Genomic DNA, 16,157 nt, shown 5'->3' with positions numbered 1-16,157 from the left:
TGATCACCCGGAAAACTGGCGCGAAGGTGACCTTAGGTGAACCTACGACCACGTCACCTTGACCGGGCGGTCAGCCGCCCGCGTTCGCGGCCTGTACGGGCCCGCCCGCCGTACCGCACGGCGAGCGGGCGCGCTCACGACAGGGAGGAGTAGGCGACGACGCCGCGGCGCATGGCGTCCATGGCCTTGTTCGCCGTCTGCTTGACCTTGCTGCCGGGAGGGGCGGCGTTGCCGAGCTGGCTCAGCAGGTCCATGAGCTGCTTGACCCAGCGCACGAAGTCGCCCGCCGCCAGCTCGTTGCCGTTGATCCCGTCCATCAGCACCGCGTCGAGGCTGTGGCCCTTGGTCCAGCGGAATGCCGCCCAGGCGAACCCCAGGTCGGGCTCGCGGATGACCGACAGTCCGTTGTCCTGCTCGATGCCCTCCAGCTCGCCCCACAACCTGATCATCGCCGTGAGCGTGTCCTGCGCCCTGCCCGCGGGGATCTTGGGGCGCCTGGCGTCGTCCGCCTGGCGGGACTCGAACACCAGCGCAGACACGCACGCCGCCAGTTCGGCCGGGTCGAGCTCCTCCCACAGCCCCGCCCTCAGGCATTCGGCGGTCAGCAGGTCGAGCTCGGTGTAGAGGCGGCCGAGGCGGCGGCCCTCGCCGGTGACGGTCTCGCCCTCCAGGTAGCCGAGCTGCTCGAGCACCGCGCAGATCCGGTCGAAGGTTCGCGAGATGACGTGGGAGCGGCCCTCGACGCGGCGGCGCAGCCCCTCGGTCTCGCGAAGCAGCTTGTAGTAGCGCTCGGCCCAGCGGGCGTGCTCCTCCCTGTCGGCGCAGCCGTGGCAGGGGTGCTGGCGGATCAGCCGCCGCAACTCGGTGATCTCCTCGTCCTCCACCGCGTGGTCGCGGGCCCGCGCCGGCTTGCCGAGGTCGCGGTCGCCCATCTTGGCCAGCAGCGAGGAGACGAGGTTGGCGCGCTCCTTGGGGGCGCGGGCGTTGAAGTTGCGCGGGATGCGGATCTTGTCGAGCGGCTCGACCGGCACGGGGAAGTCGGCCGGGTCGAGCTTCTTGACCTGCTTGCCGATCGTCAGCACGAGCGGGTTGGGCCCATGTCCCCGCGGGTTGAGTCCGGGGTCGAGCACGATGGCCAGCCCGGCCCTCCGCCCGCCGGGCACGCGGATCACGTCGCCGGGCTTCAGGTCCTCCAGCGAGCGCACCGCCGCGGCCCTGCGGGCGGCGCCGCGCTGCTTGGACAGCTCGGTCTCGCGGTCGGACAGGCGGCGGCGCAGGCCCGCGTACTCGGTGAAGTCGCCCAGGTGGCAGTGCATCGCCTCCTGGTAGCCCTCCAGCGCCTCCTCGTGCTTGCGCAGCTGCTTGGCGATCCCGACGACCGCCCTGTCGGCCTGGAACTGCGCGAACGACGCTTCCAGCAGGGTCTTGGCGCGTTCGCGACCGAACTGGCCGACCAGGTTGACGGCCATGTTGTAGGAGGGCTGGAAGCTGGAGCGCAGCGGGTAGGTACGGGTGCCCGCCAGTCCGGCGACCGAGATCGGGTCCATGCCCGGCTGCCACACCACGACCGCGTGGCCCTCGACGTCGATGCCGCGCCGGCCTGCGCGCCCGGTCAGCTGGGTGTACTCGCCCGGCGTGAGGTCGGCGTGGGTCTCGCCGTTCCACTTGTCGAGCTTCTCGATCACCACGCTGCGCGCGGGCATGTTGATGCCGAGCGCGAGGGTCTCGGTGGCGAAGACGGCCTTGACCAGGCCGCGGGTGAACAGCTCCTCCACGACCTCCTTGAAGGCCGGCAGCATGCCCGCGTGATGGGCGGCCAGGCCGCGCTCCAGGCAGTCGCGCCACTCCAGGAAGCCGAGCACCGCCAGGTCCTCGTCGGGCAGATGGGCGGTGCGCTCGTCGACGATCTGGCGGATCTCGTGGCTCTCGCGCTCGGTGGTGAGCCTGATGCCCGCGTACAGGCACTGCATGACGGCCGCGTCGCAGCCCGCCCGGGAGAAGATGAACGTGATCGCCGGCAGCAGGCCCTCGGAGTCGAGCTTGTCGATGATCGCTGCCCGGTCGGGCGGGCGGAAGCGCTGCGGCCTGCCGTACCCTCTTCTGCCCCTGCCACCGGCCAGCCGCTCCTCGTCGCGGGTCAGGCGCATCAGCGTCGGATTGATCCGCATGAGGTTGTCGCCGTCGTCGGAGGAGAACAGGTCGTAGATCCTGTTGCCGACCATCATGTGCTGCCACAGCGGCACGGGCCGGTGCTCGTCGACGATCACCGTGGTGTCGCCGCGCACCTCGCCCATCCACTGGCCGAACTCCTCGGCGTTGCTGACCGTCGCCGACAGCGCCACCAGCCTGACCGAGTCGGGCAGGTGGATGATGACCTCTTCCCACACCGCGCCGCGGAAGCGGTCGGCCAGGTAGTGGACCTCGTCCATCACCACGAAGCCCAGCCCCGACAGCGTGGACGAGCCCGCGTAGAGCATGTTGCGCAGCACCTCGGTGGTCATGACCACGATGGGCGCGTCGCCGTTGACGCTGTTGTCGCCGGTCAGCAGGCCGACCTTGGCGGTGCCGTACCGCTTGACCAGGTCGTTGTACTTCTGGTTGGACAGCGCCTTGATGGGGGTGGTGTAGAAACACTTCTGGCCCTGCTCCAGGGCCAGATGGACGGCGAACTCGCCGACGACGGTCTTGCCCGAGCCGGTGGGGGCCGCCACGAGGACACCGTCTCCCGCCTCCAACGCTCGGCAGGCGTCGATCTGGAACTCGTCCAGCTCGAATTCGTAGTGCCCCCGAAACGACCCGAGTGCGGCGCCGTCGTCCCCGTACTTTTCACGGAAGGCCGCGTAGCGTTCCGCTGGCGTTGTCATACCGCCAGCCTACCGAAACCGCCATTCCGGTCAGGCCAGGTAGTCGCCGAGCCCGTTCGCCAGGACCGCGAACCCCTTCTCCGCCGCCTCGACGGCCGCGGGGTAGGCCTGCTCGGCGCTCTGGCCCAGGTAGATGCGGGTGGTGTTCTGCGTCTGCAGGGTGCGCCACAGCGCGTGGATCATGCTGGCCGCGTACGGCGCGCGCTCGTCGCCGCCCAACGCCGCGGCGAGCCTCATCTCGGCCTTGACGTGGAACAGCAGCATCCGCGCCCCCAGCGAAGGCGTCTGGCGCAGCAGGTTGAGCAGGCGCAGGAACTCGGGGCCGTCGCACAGGCCGGTCTCCGGGGCGTGCCTGGCCAGCGCGTCGAGGAACTGCCGCCTGGCCGTGGCGGCGACGGACTCGCCGGGCAGCCGGTCGGTCATGAGGGCGGGGATCTCGCCGAGGTCGTCCTCCATGGGCGCGAGGACGATGTCCTCCTTGGTCGGGAAGTAGTTGAAGACAGTCATCTTCGAGACCTTGGCCCTGGCGGCGATCTCCACGACCGACACCTCGGCGAAGCCGCGCTCGCCGAACAGCTCCATCGCGGCGTCGTGGATCGCCTGCCTGGTCTCCAGCTTCTTGCGCTCGCGCAGCCCCACTCCGCGAGCATACCCATATTGACTTGGTCGAAATATTGACCCAGTCTATATTCATGTCAGAAGCACGGAAGGGCTGGGCCATGGTGGGCGTACTGATCACGCTCATCATGGCCGTCCTCGACCAGAACATCGTCTCCACCGCCTCGTGGGCGATCGTCTCCGATCTCGAGCCCGCACACGGCCTCGAACGCCTGCCGTGGCTGGTCACCTCCTACGCCCTGGCCGCCACGGCCGCCCTGCCCCTGTACGGCAAGCTGTGCGACGTCTACGGCGCCAAGCGCGTCTACCTCGCCGCCATCGCCCTGTTCCTGCTCGGCTCGGCCCTGTGCGGGCTCGCCCAGGACATGCCGCAGCTCATCGCCTCCCGCGCGATCCAGGGCCTGGGCGGCGGCGGTCTGATGAGCGTCACCCTCGTCGTCGTCGCCCACCTGACCCCTCCAGGACAGCGCGCCACGGCGGGCGGCGGCGCGGGCGGCCTGCTCGCCGGGCTCGGCCTGGTCGCAGGGCCACTGCTCGGCGGCGTCTTCACCGACCAGGTCAGCTGGCGGTGGATCTTCCTGATCAACCTGCCCTTCGGCCTGCTGGTACTGGTCAGCGCCGCGATCTCGCTCGACCTCGGCGACGGGGGGCGGCACCGCCGCATCGACTACCTCGGCGCCGCCCTGGTCGCCGCCACCGCCAGCCTGTTCCTGCTGATCGTCGAGCACGACCTGACCGACCTGATCGTCGTCGACGTGGCGCTGCTGGCGGCCTTCCTGTGGCGCCAGGCCACCGCCCCCGAGCCGATCCTCCCGATGTCGATGTTCCGCGACCCCGTCCTGCGCGTCGCCCTGCCCCTGCAACTGCTGACGGGCCTCGGCATGACGGGCGGCCTGTTCTACACGATCGTCTACCTGCAGGCCGTCGCCGGAGTCGACGCGGCGAGCTCGGGCCTGTACCTGCTGCCTATGGCGGCGGGCATGGTCGTCTCCGGCGTGGTGTCGGGGCTGGTGATCGGCAGGGGCCGCTCCAGCAAACCGTTCCTGCTGGCCGGCACCGCCATGGTCACCGCCGCGATGGTCCTGCTCGGGCAGCTCGCCGTCGACACCTCCCCCTGGACGCTCGGCCTCGACCTGCTGCTGTTCGGCCTGGGCCTCGGCCAGATCCTCGGCATCGTCATCTTCCTGGTCCAGAACGCCGTGCCCGCCTCCGAGCTCGGTGTGGCCACCACCGCCATCCGCTTCGCCCAGATCCTGGGCTCGGCCTTCGGCTCCGCGATCTTCGGCGTGATCCTGACCAGGGTGGCGGCGGCCGACTCGCTCATCGCGGGCATCGACGTGGTGTTCCTGTCAGGGGCGGGCGTCATGGCGCTGGCCCTGGCACTGACCGCCCTCCTCAGGACCGGGCGGCAGGCCGAGCCCGTCGACGCACGGCGCTGAGTCCGGGTGTCCGTCGCGGCGGCGGGCACCCGGACTCAACGCCTTTACAATGTAGATCAAAGGCCGATCAGCCGCAGGATCGGCGCTCCCATGGTCCCCAGCCAGTTGGCCAGCGCCGCCAGCGGCTCGCGCAAGGCCGTGCCCGCGCCCGCGACGGCGCCGACCGCCTGCGCGATCGTCGTCAGCCTGCCCGCGATCGCCTGCCGGTCGGGCTCGGGCCGCGCCAGCTCCGCCTGCACGGCCTCGGCCTGCGCCGCCTCCTGCCGTAGCCCTTCGCCACGCAGCGCCTCGGCCAGCCGCGCCGCCCAGTCGGTCGGCCGGCCGGCGACGAAGGCCTGCTGCCCGCCGTAGATGGTCTGGTCCCCCGCGACGTTGTTGATGTTGCCCTGCTGCGAACCGATGTTGAAGACCACTGCTATCTCCTCCCTACGGCGGGCGAGTTCCACGAGTGTCTGGGATCCACGTCCACCCTGCGCGCCCGCGCCGCGGCGACGATCTGCATGATCAGCCCCACCCAGAACAGGATGTTGCCCACGAACCCGACCGCGAAGGCGATGAGCCCGATCGGCACACCGAGCCCCACGTCGGGCCCGAAGGGGAAGTCCTCGGGCATGCGCCCGCTGGCGAAGGAGCTCTGGATGTCACCCATCCCCTTGATGATCACCGCCGCGTAGCCTGCCCCGCCCCCGAACATCAGCAGGATGCCGAGCCAGAACACGCTCCTGGCCTTGCTGCGGTAGGCGGCCACCTGGCGCAGGAAACTGTCACGCTGGTGGACGTAGTGGTTGTACTGGTTGCCCGCCACGTTGTTGAGCTGGCCCGCCTCCTGCCTGCCCACGTGATAGCTGACCGCCGCCGGCATCGCCTCGGTGTGGCCGCGCCCGCCGCCGCCGTCGTCCTCGAAGCGGGCGTGGACGGTGCCGAGCCTGACGACGTCGCCGTCCCTCAGCCGCCGAGGTCGAGACACCCGCTCCTGCCCCACCACCGTGCCGTTGCGGGAGCCGAGGTCCTCGATCGTCACGCCGCCGCCCGCGGGAACGACGGCGGCGTGCACGGCACTCAGATGCGGGTCGTCCAGCCGCAGGTCGGCCGCGGAACCGCGGCCGATCACCTGCCGCCGCTCCCCCACGAGCAGCACGGTCCCCTCCAGCGCCGGAGGGTGGATGACGATCAGGCGAGGCATGCGTCCATGGTGAACCGCCTGGCGGGGCGGCGCCTGAGTAGGCCACTACTCAGATCAGGACGCGCAGCGCTCCCGGCGAGACCGTGCAGGTGAGCGGCAGCGGGCCGACGCGCTCGCCGTCGGCGTAGGCGACCACGTCGGGCGCCTCCAGCGTGACGCTTCGCGCCTTCAGCATGGTGACGGCGGGATGGCCGGCGTGGGCGCCGCGATAGACGCCGGCGAAGGCGCGGACGAACGCGCCCTTGCCGACGGCCCCGAGGATGGTGACGTCGAGCAGGCCGTCGTCGGGCTCGGCGGTGGGGCAGATGCGCATGCCCGCGCCGTAGGAGGTGGTGTTGCCGACGGCCACCAGCATCGCCTCCTGCTCGATCACCTCGCCGTCGACGGTGAGCCTGAAGGGGATGGGGCGGAAGGAGCGCAGCTCGCCCGCGGCCGCGACCAGGTACTTGGCCATGCCGGGCGGCCAGGTGAGCGCGTTGGCCCGCTCGTTGACCCTGGAGTCGAAGCCGCAGCACACCACGCTGGCGAACCACTCGTCGGGTCCGATGCGGGCCGCGTCGACCACGCGGGTCCTGCCGCGCAGGATCGCCCTGACCGGGTCACGGCCGGTGAGGCCGAGCGCGGCGGCGAAGTCGTTGCCGGTGCCCGCGGGGACGATGCCCAGCGGCACCTCGGAGCCGGCCACCGCCTGCACCGCCAGGTGGACCAGGCCGTCGCCGCCGAAGGCGACCAGCGCGTCAGGGCGCTCGGCGACCGCCGTACAGGCTCGCTCCAGGGCGTCGGCCGGGCCGTCGCCCACGATCACGCTCACGTCGGCGCCGCCCGTGCGCAGCCTGCGCACGATCGGTTCGAGCAGGCGCAGCGTCCTGCCGCCCCGGGCGGAGGGGTTGACTAAGAGGGCCAGATCCACCCGTCAGTCGTCCAGGTTGAGCGGGGCTGCCTCGTCGTCGGACAGCAGCTCGTCGGGATCCCGCGGCATGCGCCGCTCCCTCAGGAAGATGAAGCCCTCGGCCATGAAGTAGAGGACCACCATCGGCGCGGCCAGCGCCATCATCGTCAGCGGGTCGCCACCGGGGGTGATGACGGCGCCGAAGACGAACATGCAGAACACGACCGTACGGCGGTGCCTCTTGACCGTCGCGTACGACAGCACCCCGATGATGTTGAGGAAGACCAGCAGCAGCGGCAGCTCGAACGACACCCCGAAGATCACCAGCATGATCAGGACGTAGTCGAGGTACTCGTCGATCTGGATGGCCGGGACGGTGTCGGCCGGGGTGAAGCCCAGCAGGATCGCCAGGCTGGTGTCCATGATGATGTAGGCCAGCGCGGCGCCGCCGAGGAACAGCGGGATCGCGATCGCCATGAAGGCCACGCTGTAGCGCTTCTCGTTACGGTAGAGCGCGGGGGTGACGAAGGCCCAGATCTGGTAGAGCCACACCGGCGAGGACACCAGGATGCCCACCATCGCCGACACCTTCAGCGTGGTGAAGAAAGGCTGGAAGATTCCGCCGGTGACCAGGGTGCACTGTCCAGGGCGCAGTTGGTGGGCCGCTGCGTTCTCGCAGAAGGGTTCCTTGAGGAAGTCCCATACCGGGTTGAAGAGGAGGAACCCGATAACGATACCGACGATCAACGCGAGGAGCGCGTAGACGAGCCTGTTGCGCAGCTCGCGCAGGTGCTCCATGAGAGGCATGCGCCCCTCATCGTCGACGGCGGCCTTGTTCGGCCGTTTGAGCAGCGCCATTCAGCGGTCCCTGGTGAGGTGAGGGGGTGAATTCAGGCGTTCTTGTTGGTGGCGGCCTGCGCCCGCAGCTTGGCGGCCTGCTCCTCGAGCTGGCGGGCCTGCTCCTCGGGCGAGAGGACCGGTGCGGCGGCCGGCAGCGGCTGGACGGGCTGAGCCTGCGGCTGAGCCTGCGCCTGCACGGTCGTCTGCGGGGCGTCGTCGTCCTCCTCGCGCAGCTTGTTGGTCTCGGCCTTGAAGATACGCAACGACTTGCCCACGCCTCGGGCCATCTCCGGCAGCTTCTTCGCCCCGAACAGCAGGACCAGCACGCCGGCGATGATCAGAAGCTCGGGCACTCCGAGATTTCCCATGAAACATCCTTATTGAGCGAGGTGCAATCTCACCGACGATCGTACGCTGCCGGGAGCCCAGACTCATCCCCTGAGCTCTCGTTCGCCCCCTTTTGGGCACGCAATGTTATCCCACCGGCCGTGAGCTGGGCACTTGCCCTCCGGATCTCCGCGCTCAGCTCCTTCGCGGCGACCAGCACACGCACGGCCACGAACCCCAGCACGGCCAGGCCCGCCACGCCGGCGGCGACCGCCACGTAGATCCAGGCCATCAAGGTCATGACGCCTGAGCGTACAGCGACAGCGCCCGCTCGGCCTCCTGCTGCACCCTGACGGCCATCGCCTCGGGCGAGACGATCCTGCCGGTGTCGCCCAGGCGAAGCGCGAGCTTGAGCGTCCAGTCCTCGTCGCGGGCGCGCAGCGTGACCCGCAGCCGCCCCTCCCCGAGCTCCTCGGCCCGCTCGTACGGGTAGTACTCGGCCACCCACCTGCCCGCCGCCGTCACCTCGAGGACGACGAGCTCGTCGGTGGGCGACGGCCTGAACACGCCCTGGGTGACGTCGATCGGCTCGGCGTCGGCGGGCGGGTCGGCGGGGACGTCGAGCACCTCGACGGTCAGCATGCGGTCGAGCCTGAACAGCCGCATCGCCTCGGCCCTGTAGCACCAGCCCTCCAGGTAGGTGCGGCCGTCGGCCACCACGAGCCTGGTCGGGTCGACCTCGCGCGGGGTCACCTCGTCGCGTCCCGGCACGTAGTAGCGCAGCGACAGCCTGCGCCCGCCGACGAGCGCCTCACGCACCCTGGCGGCGGCGTCGGGCGCCGACTCCACGTCCACCGCGAACTGGCTGCTGACGGCCGCCGCGCCCTCGCCGGCCGCCTGCTCCAGCTTGGCCATCACGCGCGGCAGCGCGTCGCCGTGCGCGAACTCGGCCAGCTCCGGCGTGGCCGACAACATCCGCAGCGCCACCAGCAGCGCGCTGGCCTCGTCGATGCCCAGGCGCAGCGGGCGGGCGATGGTCTCGGCGTTGTCGATGATGATCTCGCCGCCGTCCCAGGAGACGTCGATGAGGTCACCGGGGGTGTGGCCGGGCAGACCGCACATCCACACCAGCTGCAGGTCGTCGATGAGCTGCTTCTCGCTCAGCCCGAAGACCTCCGCCACCTCGTCCACCTGCGCCCCGGGGTGCGACATCAGGTACGGCACCAGCGCCAGCAACCTGGGCAGCCTGTCCGCCGTGGAACTCATGACTTCTCCCTCGCCGGCTCCTCGAAGCCGTGTCCGGCAGTCGGCTCGCGATGCTCGCTCATGCCAGCGCCCCCTTCAGTCGCGCGATCACGGCCTCCCTGGCGTCGGGCGGGCCCAGCACCACCACGCCGGCGCCCAGGCTGGCGATCCAGCCGGCCAGCCGTTCGGGGTCGGCGAAGACCAGCTCCACCATGTCCCACCCGTCCTCGCCCTCCCGCACCGAGCGGGCGACCTGGCGCAGGCCCTCGCACGCGCCCTGCCGTACCTTGAGGACGGCGGTGCGCTCCTCCATCGCCTCCTCGGGGAAGCCGACCATCGAGCGCAGGTCCACCCCCTCGGGCACCTCGACCGCGCCCGGCCTGCCCACCGCGGCCACCTGGCCGGAGATGCGGCTGAGCCGGAACACCCGCGGCGCCTGCCTGTCGCGGTCGAAGCCGGCGACGTACCATCTGCCGCGCCTGCTGATGACGCCCCACGGCTCGACCGTGCGCGTGCGCACCGACTCGCCCGCCGCCGGCCGGTAGTCGAAGCGGACGACCCGCCTGTCGCGCACCGCCTCCCACAGCGGGGGGAAGGACGGGTCGCGGGTGTCGACGCGCAGCTCCAGCGCCTCACCGGGGCCCGCGTCGGTGGCCACGCCGCCCGCGCGCAGCTTCAGCAGCGCGCCGCTGGCCGCCTCGGCGAGGCTGGCCCGCTGCCACACCTGCGCCGCCAGGCCGAGCACCGCGGCCTCGTCGGGCTCCAGCGTGATCTCCGGCAGCTCGTAGGCCTCGCGCTGGATCCGGTAGCCCGGCTCGTCCTCCCACGGGTCGCGGTGCACCTCGATGGGGATGCCGATCTCGCGCAGCTCGTTCTTGTCGCGCTCGAACATCCGCTGGAAGGCCTCGTCGCCGTCGCGGTCGTAGCCGGGCACGGCGTGGCGGATCTGCTCTGCCGACAGCGGGCGGCGCGTCGCGAGCAGGCAGATCACAAGATTGAGCAACCGCTCTGTCTTACGGCGCGACATCTGCCCTTCTCCTCACTCGTTCGACGCTACCCTGCCTCCGTGATCAGATGGCGCAAGGGCGAGGTTGTCCGGATCCGGCGCGAGTGGCCGGGAGCTGTGGAGCTCGAGGTCACCGTCCCCGAGGGGACGTGCAGGGCGCTGGCCTATCCCCTCCTGGTGGGGCGCCCAGAACCAGGTGACGAGGTGCTGCTCAACACGACCGCACTCGCGATGGGTCTCGGTACGGGAGGTTACGCCATGGTGGTGGCCCTCCCGAACAGATTGCCGGAAGATCCTGAAGGTCCCGGCCACCTGGTGAAGGCGCGCTACACCCCGCTGCAGGCCACCGTGCTCGGCGCGGACGAGCAGGACTCCCCCTTCCACGAGGTGCTGCGCGAGGCCGACTCCCTCGACGGGATGCCGGTCGTGGTGGCCGATCTGCACTCGGCGCTGCCCGCCATCCTGTGCGGGATGTCGCCGCGGCCCCGGGTGGCGTACGTGATGCTCGACGGCGGCGCGCTTCCCGCCTGGTTCTCGATGGCGTGCGCGAAGCTGCGCGAGGTGGGCTGGCTGGCGGGCGTGGTCACCGTCGGCCAGTCCTTCGGCGGCGACGTCGAGGCCGTCACCACCCACACGGGGCTGCTGGCCGCCAGGCACGTGCTGAACGCCGACGTGGCGATCGTCACCCAGGGGCCCGGCAACCTCGGCACCGGCACCCGCTGGGGATTCTCAGGGGTGTCGGCGGGCGAGGCGGTCAACGCCGCGGCCGTGCTGGGCGGGCGGCCGGTGGCCGCGCTGCGTATCAGCGAGGGTGACAGGCGCGAGCGGCACATCGGGGTCTCGCACCACTCGCTGACCGCCTACGGCAGGGTGGCGCTGTCCGAGGCGCAGGTGGTGGTGCCCGAGCTGCCGGGCGAGTTCGGCGAGCGGGTGCGCGACCAGGCCGAGCTGCTGGCCGTACGGCACGAGCTGGTCTCGGTCCCGGTCGACGGGCTGTACGAGGCGCTGCTGGACTCGCCGGTCAAGCTGTCGACGATGGGGCGCGGTCTGGAGGAGGACCTGGCCTACTTCCTGGCCTCGGCGGCCGCGGGACGGCACGCCGTCACCCTTCTGGGGTAGGGGGCAGATCCTCCCGTGGAGGGAGGACGGCGGGCCGCCTGTCGGCGATCGTGAAGCGATGAAGCGAACACGCATCGCGCTCCTCACGATCCTGGCGCTCGTCGCGACTGCCTGCGGCGCGAGCGGGGTCGCGAACAAGCCGCACGCCGGGCAGCACGGGGGTCTGCACGGCACCACCACGGCCGCACCGGTCAGCTCTCCCGCACGGACGGGAGAGCGCTTCGTCACGCTGACGATGCCCGAGCCGTACACGCCCAAGCCGCCGAACGGGGGCACCGACGAGTACCGCTGCTTCCTCATCGACCCGAAGCTGACCGGGCCCGACACCTTCCTGACCGGCACCCAGTTCACCGCGCAGAACGGCGACGTCGTCCACCACGCCATCCTGTTCAGGATCGACGCCGACAAGGTGGCGGAGGTGCGCGCCTACGACGCCAAGCAGCCGGGCGAGGGCTGGGGCTGCTTCGGCGACGCGGGCGTGGGCGACGCCGACTGGATCGGCCACTGGGCGCCGGGCACCAGCGAGATCCTGCTCGATCCCAAGCTCGGCTACCCGATGGCGGCGGGCAGCGCGCTGGTCATGCAGGTCCACTACAGCACGCTGGCGATCGGTGACCAGCCCGCGGGCAGCGACCAGTCCAGCGTCAGGCTGCGCCTGACCACGGGCAAGCTGACGCCGCTGCGTACCGTGCTGTTCATGGCGCCGATCGAGCTGCCCTGCACGGCCGAGGAGAAGGGCGCGCTGTGTGACCGCGAGGCCGCCATCGCCGACGTGAGCCGCCGCTTCAGCACCGACGCCAAGGAGCTCACCTCACAGCTGGTCACCTTGTGCTCGGGCGGCAAGCCCGCGCCGGGCCCGACCCAGCACTGCGACATGCCGATCGAGAAGCCCGCCACCCTGCACGCGCTGGCGGGGCACATGCACCTGCTCGGCCGCGCCATCAAGGTGGAGCTGAACCCCGGCAAGCCCGGCGCCCAGACCCTCCTCGACGTCCCCCAGTACAACTTCGACAACCAGGCGCTGCAGCCGCTGGCCAAGCCGGTCACCGTCAAGCCCGGCGACACGATCCGTACCACGTGCACCCACGACGCCTCCCTGCGCGCCCAGTTGCCGCTGCTGCGCGACCTGCCGCCGCGTTACGTGGTCTGGGGCGAGGGCACCCAGGACGAGATGTGCCTGGGCATCGTGGTGGCCTCGTAGAAGTCCTTGAACGTGAACGCCTCGGGGCCGGGCCCCTCGGCCCTGAGGCGTTCGAGCCTGTCCATGCCCTCCGCGAGCGTCGGGATCGTGCCCTCGGGGATCCACCACATCACCGTGTACGGCTCGGCCACGCGCAGGAACCACTCCCTGCGGCGCTTGAGCACCGCCATGTGCCTGCTCTTGTAGACGAAGTTCCACAGCGTCTCGCGCGACTCCCACACCGAGAAGTTGATCACCAGGTGGTCGCCGTAATCGTGCTGGACGGTCGCGGTCGGGTCCTCCTCGCTCTCCTTCAACCGCCATACGAAGCCGGGGGCCGCGTCGGAGATCAGGTTGATGGGTTCGAGGTTGGCGACGAAGTCGGCGAGCTCGGGCGTGTCGAGGGGCGCGCGCAGGTGCGCGACGTTCAGTTGGGCGAGATACATACGGCCCACTATGTCAATCGTCGTTATTTTTAGAAAGGGTGACGCAGCATTCGCCCGGCCGTGGATCGAGCGCCGCCCTGCCCGGATCCTCCCCCAGCCCCTCCAGCAGCCCCTGGCACAGGGCCAGGTTCATCGAGCAGACCAGCAGCGGGTAGTCCTGGGCGAGGACGTGAAAGGGGCAGTTGCGCTGCCTGACGACGCCCTCCTCGACGTAGGGTTCGTAGCCGCGGGCCCGCATCGTCTCGACCGGGTCGCCGCCGCCCGCCGCGATGCGCCGCCCCGCCGCCCGCGCCGCCTGCTCGGCCTGCTCCTCGCCGCCGAGCAACTCCACGACGTCGGCCAGCACCGAGGCGAGCGAACCGTAGTCACGTGGCGGCAGGCTCACCGACAGCTCCGCCGCCGCCCGCCGGTAGACCTTGGCGGGCCGCCCGCTGCCGGGGCCCTTGCGCTCCTGCGGCCTGAAACCCGCCTCCAGCAGCCCCGCCTCCACCAGTTTGTCCAGGTGATGGGCGGCCAGCGTCCTCGACACCCCCGCCGCCTCCGCGGCCTCGCCGCGCCCCACCTCGCCGCCGCGGCCCGCGACATAGGCGTACAGGCTGCGGCGGACCGGATCGCTCAACTGGGACAGTGCCTCGAGGTCGCTCACAGCGGGAGTCTACGAGCCGAAGTGCCTGACCACGTGCCGGTAGACGCACCCGCGGCTGGGCGCATGGCCCAGGTACCTGCGGTAGCAGGTCCTGCCCTTGACCACCCAGATGTCGATGTCCTCCGGCGCGCCGGCCGCCTTGCGCACGGCCTTCGCGTTCGCCAGCAGCGTGGCGGCCAGCTTCTTCGCCGACGACGCCGAGGTCGCGTAGGCCATCGCCCAGGCCGCCCCGACGTCGCCGCCGTAGGCGCAGCGCGAATCGGAAACCCCTGAACAGAAGGTGCGCGGGGCCGCCGCGGCGGGCGCGGCGGGCGCCATGCCAAGAGTCACGACAGTCGCGGTCACCAGGGACACGAAGATACGGATCATCGTCACATCGAATCCCGGCACGGCGGGGCGCACAACCTTGGCCTAGTAGGCGGCCAGGACGTCGACGACGAACACCAGCGTGTCGGCGCCGGTGATGCCGAACCGCGGGTGGCCCGTCGCGCCGTACCCCGAGGAGGAAGGGACGATCATCAGCACCCTGCTGCCGGTCGGCACGCCCACCAGCGCCCGGTCCCAGCCCTTGATGACGCTGCCCTCGCCGATCGTGAACGCCTTGGGCTGGCCCGACTTCCACGTGGAGTCGAAGACCTTGCCGCTGCCCCACACCGCGCCCTCGTGCTGGGTGACCAGCAGCTGCCCCGCCTCGGTCCGCGGCCCGTCGCCGCGCTTGACCACCTTGGCCGCGAACGCGCGCGGCGCGGGGCCGGACGGGATCGACAGCTTGGGCCGCTCGGAGCCACTGACCCTGACGCCGCCCAGGGCGCCGGCTCCCGAGGCGTGCGCGTTCCTGGCATGGGAGCCGAGGATGTCGACCACGTAGAACAGGTCGTCGTCAGGGCTGATGCCCTGCGGCGGGTTGGCGCCGAAGCCCTCGGCGGGCGGGATCGAGGCGATCACCCTGCTGCCCACCGCACGACCCCGCAACGCCTTGTCCAGGCCCGGCAGCAACTGCCCCACGGGGAAGGCGGCCGGGGTGCCGCGGTTGAAGCTGGAGTCGACCAGGCGGTTCTCCTTGCCGTCCCACACGTGGGCGGTGTACTGCACGATCGCCACGTCGTCCTTGGCCAGCCTGGCCCCCTTGCCCGCGGTGAGCTCGTCGATCTGCAGGTCGGCCGACGGCTTACCCGCGGGAAAGACGATGGTCGGCTTGCGGCCGAACTCGCCGCCCACCTTCAGGTCGAGATCGTCACCGGCCGACGCGCCCGTGCACGCGGTCAGCAGCGCCAGCGGAACCAGCAGCAGGAGCAGGCGCACGGACGTCCTCCCTGATGAACCAGCGGCCTGAGGGCAGGCCACTGGTTTATCAGATTTCGCGTCAGTAAGCGCCCAGAACGTCGACCACGAACACCAGCGTGCTCTTGGCGGGGATCGCACCCGACGGGGCGTCGCCGTAGCCGAGGTTCGGCGGGATCACCAGCAGCAGGCGGCTGCCGACCTTGGCGCCCTCCAGCGCCTGGTCCCAGCCCTTGATGACCTGGCCGGTGCCGACACCCTGCAGGGTGAAGGGGTCCTTGCCCCAGCTGGAGTCGAACTGCTTGTCGGTCCCCCACAGCTTGCCGGTGTAGTGGACGACGACCGACTGGTTCTTCTTCACCTCGGCCCCGGTGCCCTCGATGACCGTCTTGTTGATCAGCTCGGCCGGCGGCTTGGCGGAGGTCTTCGTGGTCAGCGTCGGAGCCGCGTCACCGCCGGGGCTGGTCACCGTCACGCCCTTGACGCCCGGGTCGGTCGCCTTGCCGGTGGCCGCCTTCGGCAGCGTGGAGATCAGGTCGAAGACGAACACCCGCGGCTTGGAGGTGTCCATGCCGTTCTGCTTGGCCTGGGCCAGCTCCTGAGCGGTGTAGCTGTCGTTGGCCACGACCGTCATGAAGCGGCCGCCGAGCTTGGTCTTGCCGAAGCCGTCGATCATCACCTTCGGCATCTGCTCGTTGACGGTGATCGGCTCGGTCTTCTTGGTGTCGTAGGTCGAGCCCTCGAGCGTGTTCAGCTTGCCGTCCCAGCTCCAGACGGACAGATTCACGAACACCGTGTCGCCCTTGGCCACGCTCGCGCCGGTGCCCGCGCTGAGTACCTCCACCGACGACTTGCTGGCCGGGTTGCCCTGAGGGAAGGTCACCGAGGGCTTGGCGCCCACGTTTCCCGTGACCTTCGGGCTCGTGGCGGCTTCGCCGCCGCCGGTCTGGCCGGTTTGCGTGCCGCAGGCTGCGGCGAAGATCAAAGGTGCTGCTGCTAGTACGGCCAGGCGGCGGCGCATGGAGTTCCCCAAGAAAGTCGGACAGGTGCGCGCCACACTATCCGAAGAGCGTG

The 16,157-nt window shown here is 70.6% G+C and carries 18 protein-coding genes; 3 read left to right on the top strand and 15 right to left on the bottom strand.

Features of this window, described 5'->3' with window-relative positions:
* Positions 1 to 134: 134 nt before the first annotated feature.
* Entirely contained in the window at positions 135 to 2,864 is a 2,730-nt protein-coding gene (locus tag AB0B45_RS09180) for a DEAD/DEAH box helicase (RefSeq protein WP_358127696.1), read from the bottom strand.
* A 30-nt stretch (positions 2,865 to 2,894) separates the two neighbouring features.
* Entirely contained in the window at positions 2,895 to 3,503 is a 609-nt protein-coding gene (locus AB0B45_RS09175) for a TetR family transcriptional regulator (RefSeq protein WP_358127694.1), read from the bottom strand.
* 53 nt (positions 3,504 to 3,556) lie between these two features.
* Here AB0B45_RS09175 and AB0B45_RS09170 point away from each other — a divergent pair, with 53 nt between their 5' ends.
* Entirely contained in the window at positions 3,557 to 4,921 is a 1,365-nt protein-coding gene (locus AB0B45_RS09170) for an MFS transporter (RefSeq protein ID WP_358127692.1), read from the top strand.
* Between the two features lie 56 nt (positions 4,922 to 4,977).
* On the opposite strand, the gene AB0B45_RS09165 is transcribed toward AB0B45_RS09170, so the two are convergent.
* Genes AB0B45_RS09165 through AB0B45_RS09130 form a run of 8 tightly spaced genes read right to left on the bottom strand, consistent with a single transcriptional unit; the run spans position 4,978 to position 10,432 of the window.
* Positions 4,978 to 5,334, bottom strand: a complete 357-nt coding sequence (locus AB0B45_RS09165; protein ID WP_358127690.1) for a hypothetical protein — start codon at positions 5,332 to 5,334, stop codon at positions 4,978 to 4,980.
* 2 nt (positions 5,335 to 5,336) lie between these two features.
* Positions 5,337 to 6,104 carry an FHA domain-containing protein gene (locus AB0B45_RS09160; protein ID WP_358127688.1) on the bottom strand — a complete coding sequence of 256 codons (768 nt, stop codon included), beginning with the start codon at positions 6,102 to 6,104 and terminating at the stop codon, positions 5,337 to 5,339.
* A 49-nt stretch (positions 6,105 to 6,153) separates the two neighbouring features.
* The gene (locus AB0B45_RS09155; RefSeq protein ID WP_358127686.1) at positions 6,154 to 7,014 is read right to left on the bottom strand and encodes a YegS/Rv2252/BmrU family lipid kinase; all 861 of its coding nucleotides are present in this window, start codon (positions 7,012 to 7,014) and stop codon (positions 6,154 to 6,156) included.
* A gap of 3 nt (positions 7,015 to 7,017) precedes the next feature.
* Positions 7,018 to 7,851: a twin-arginine translocase subunit TatC gene (gene tatC / locus AB0B45_RS09150; protein ID WP_358127684.1), complete on the bottom strand. Its 834-nt coding sequence runs from the start codon at positions 7,849 to 7,851 to the stop codon at positions 7,018 to 7,020.
* Between the two features lie 32 nt (positions 7,852 to 7,883).
* Positions 7,884 to 8,201 (bottom strand): Sec-independent protein translocase subunit TatA, encoded by a 318-nt coding sequence (gene tatA, locus AB0B45_RS09145; RefSeq protein ID WP_358127682.1) that lies wholly within the window; start codon positions 8,199 to 8,201, stop codon positions 7,884 to 7,886.
* 29 nt (positions 8,202 to 8,230) lie between these two features.
* Positions 8,231 to 8,461, bottom strand: coding sequence for a hypothetical protein (locus AB0B45_RS09140; protein ID WP_358127680.1), 231 nt, complete (start codon positions 8,459 to 8,461; stop codon positions 8,231 to 8,233).
* Entirely contained in the window at positions 8,458 to 9,426 is a 969-nt protein-coding gene (locus AB0B45_RS09135) for a WYL domain-containing protein (protein ID WP_358127678.1), read from the bottom strand. The genes AB0B45_RS09140 and AB0B45_RS09135 overlap by 4 nt, the downstream gene beginning before the upstream one ends.
* A gap of 58 nt (positions 9,427 to 9,484) precedes the next feature.
* Positions 9,485 to 10,432 carry a WYL domain-containing protein gene (locus tag AB0B45_RS09130; protein ID WP_358127675.1) on the bottom strand — a complete coding sequence of 316 codons (948 nt, stop codon included), beginning with the start codon at positions 10,430 to 10,432 and terminating at the stop codon, positions 9,485 to 9,487.
* Positions 10,433 to 10,471: 39 nt separating this feature from the next.
* Here AB0B45_RS09130 and AB0B45_RS09125 point away from each other — a divergent pair, with 39 nt between their 5' ends.
* Positions 10,472 to 11,530, top strand: coding sequence for a DUF3866 family protein (locus AB0B45_RS09125; RefSeq protein ID WP_358127673.1), 1,059 nt, complete (start codon positions 10,472 to 10,474; stop codon positions 11,528 to 11,530).
* A 58-nt stretch (positions 11,531 to 11,588) separates the two neighbouring features.
* On the top strand, positions 11,589 to 12,731 hold the full coding sequence (locus tag AB0B45_RS09120) for a monooxygenase (protein WP_358127671.1): 1,143 nt from the start codon (positions 11,589 to 11,591) through the stop codon (positions 12,729 to 12,731).
* Here the strand turns inward: AB0B45_RS09120 and AB0B45_RS09115 are convergent.
* From AB0B45_RS09115 to AB0B45_RS09095, 5 genes are all read right to left on the bottom strand, one after another.
* Positions 12,668 to 13,156, bottom strand: coding sequence for a DUF3291 domain-containing protein (locus AB0B45_RS09115; RefSeq protein ID WP_358127669.1), 489 nt, complete (start codon positions 13,154 to 13,156; stop codon positions 12,668 to 12,670). The genes AB0B45_RS09120 and AB0B45_RS09115 overlap by 64 nt on opposite strands.
* Positions 13,157 to 13,169: 13 nt before the next feature.
* Entirely contained in the window at positions 13,170 to 13,802 is a 633-nt protein-coding gene (locus AB0B45_RS09110; protein WP_358127667.1) for a helix-turn-helix domain-containing protein, read from the bottom strand.
* Positions 13,803 to 13,811: 9 nt separating this feature from the next.
* Positions 13,812 to 14,171, bottom strand: a complete 360-nt coding sequence (locus AB0B45_RS09105; protein WP_358127665.1) for a hypothetical protein — start codon at positions 14,169 to 14,171, stop codon at positions 13,812 to 13,814.
* Positions 14,172 to 14,213: 42 nt separating this feature from the next.
* On the bottom strand, positions 14,214 to 15,104 hold the full coding sequence (locus AB0B45_RS09100) for an FKBP-type peptidyl-prolyl cis-trans isomerase (RefSeq protein ID WP_358127663.1): 891 nt from the start codon (positions 15,102 to 15,104) through the stop codon (positions 14,214 to 14,216).
* Positions 15,105 to 15,165: 61 nt separating this feature from the next.
* Positions 15,166 to 16,068, bottom strand: coding sequence for an FKBP-type peptidyl-prolyl cis-trans isomerase (locus AB0B45_RS09095; RefSeq protein WP_358127661.1), 903 nt, complete (start codon positions 16,066 to 16,068; stop codon positions 15,166 to 15,168).
* Positions 16,069 to 16,157: the final 89 nt, after the last annotated feature.

This window comes from Nonomuraea sp. NPDC049152, assembly GCF_040648355.1.
Lineage (GTDB): Bacteria > Actinomycetota > Actinomycetes > Streptosporangiales > Streptosporangiaceae > Nonomuraea.
The sequence above is the reverse complement of the archived record's forward strand: the minus strand, read 5'-3'. Positions and strand labels throughout refer to the sequence as shown.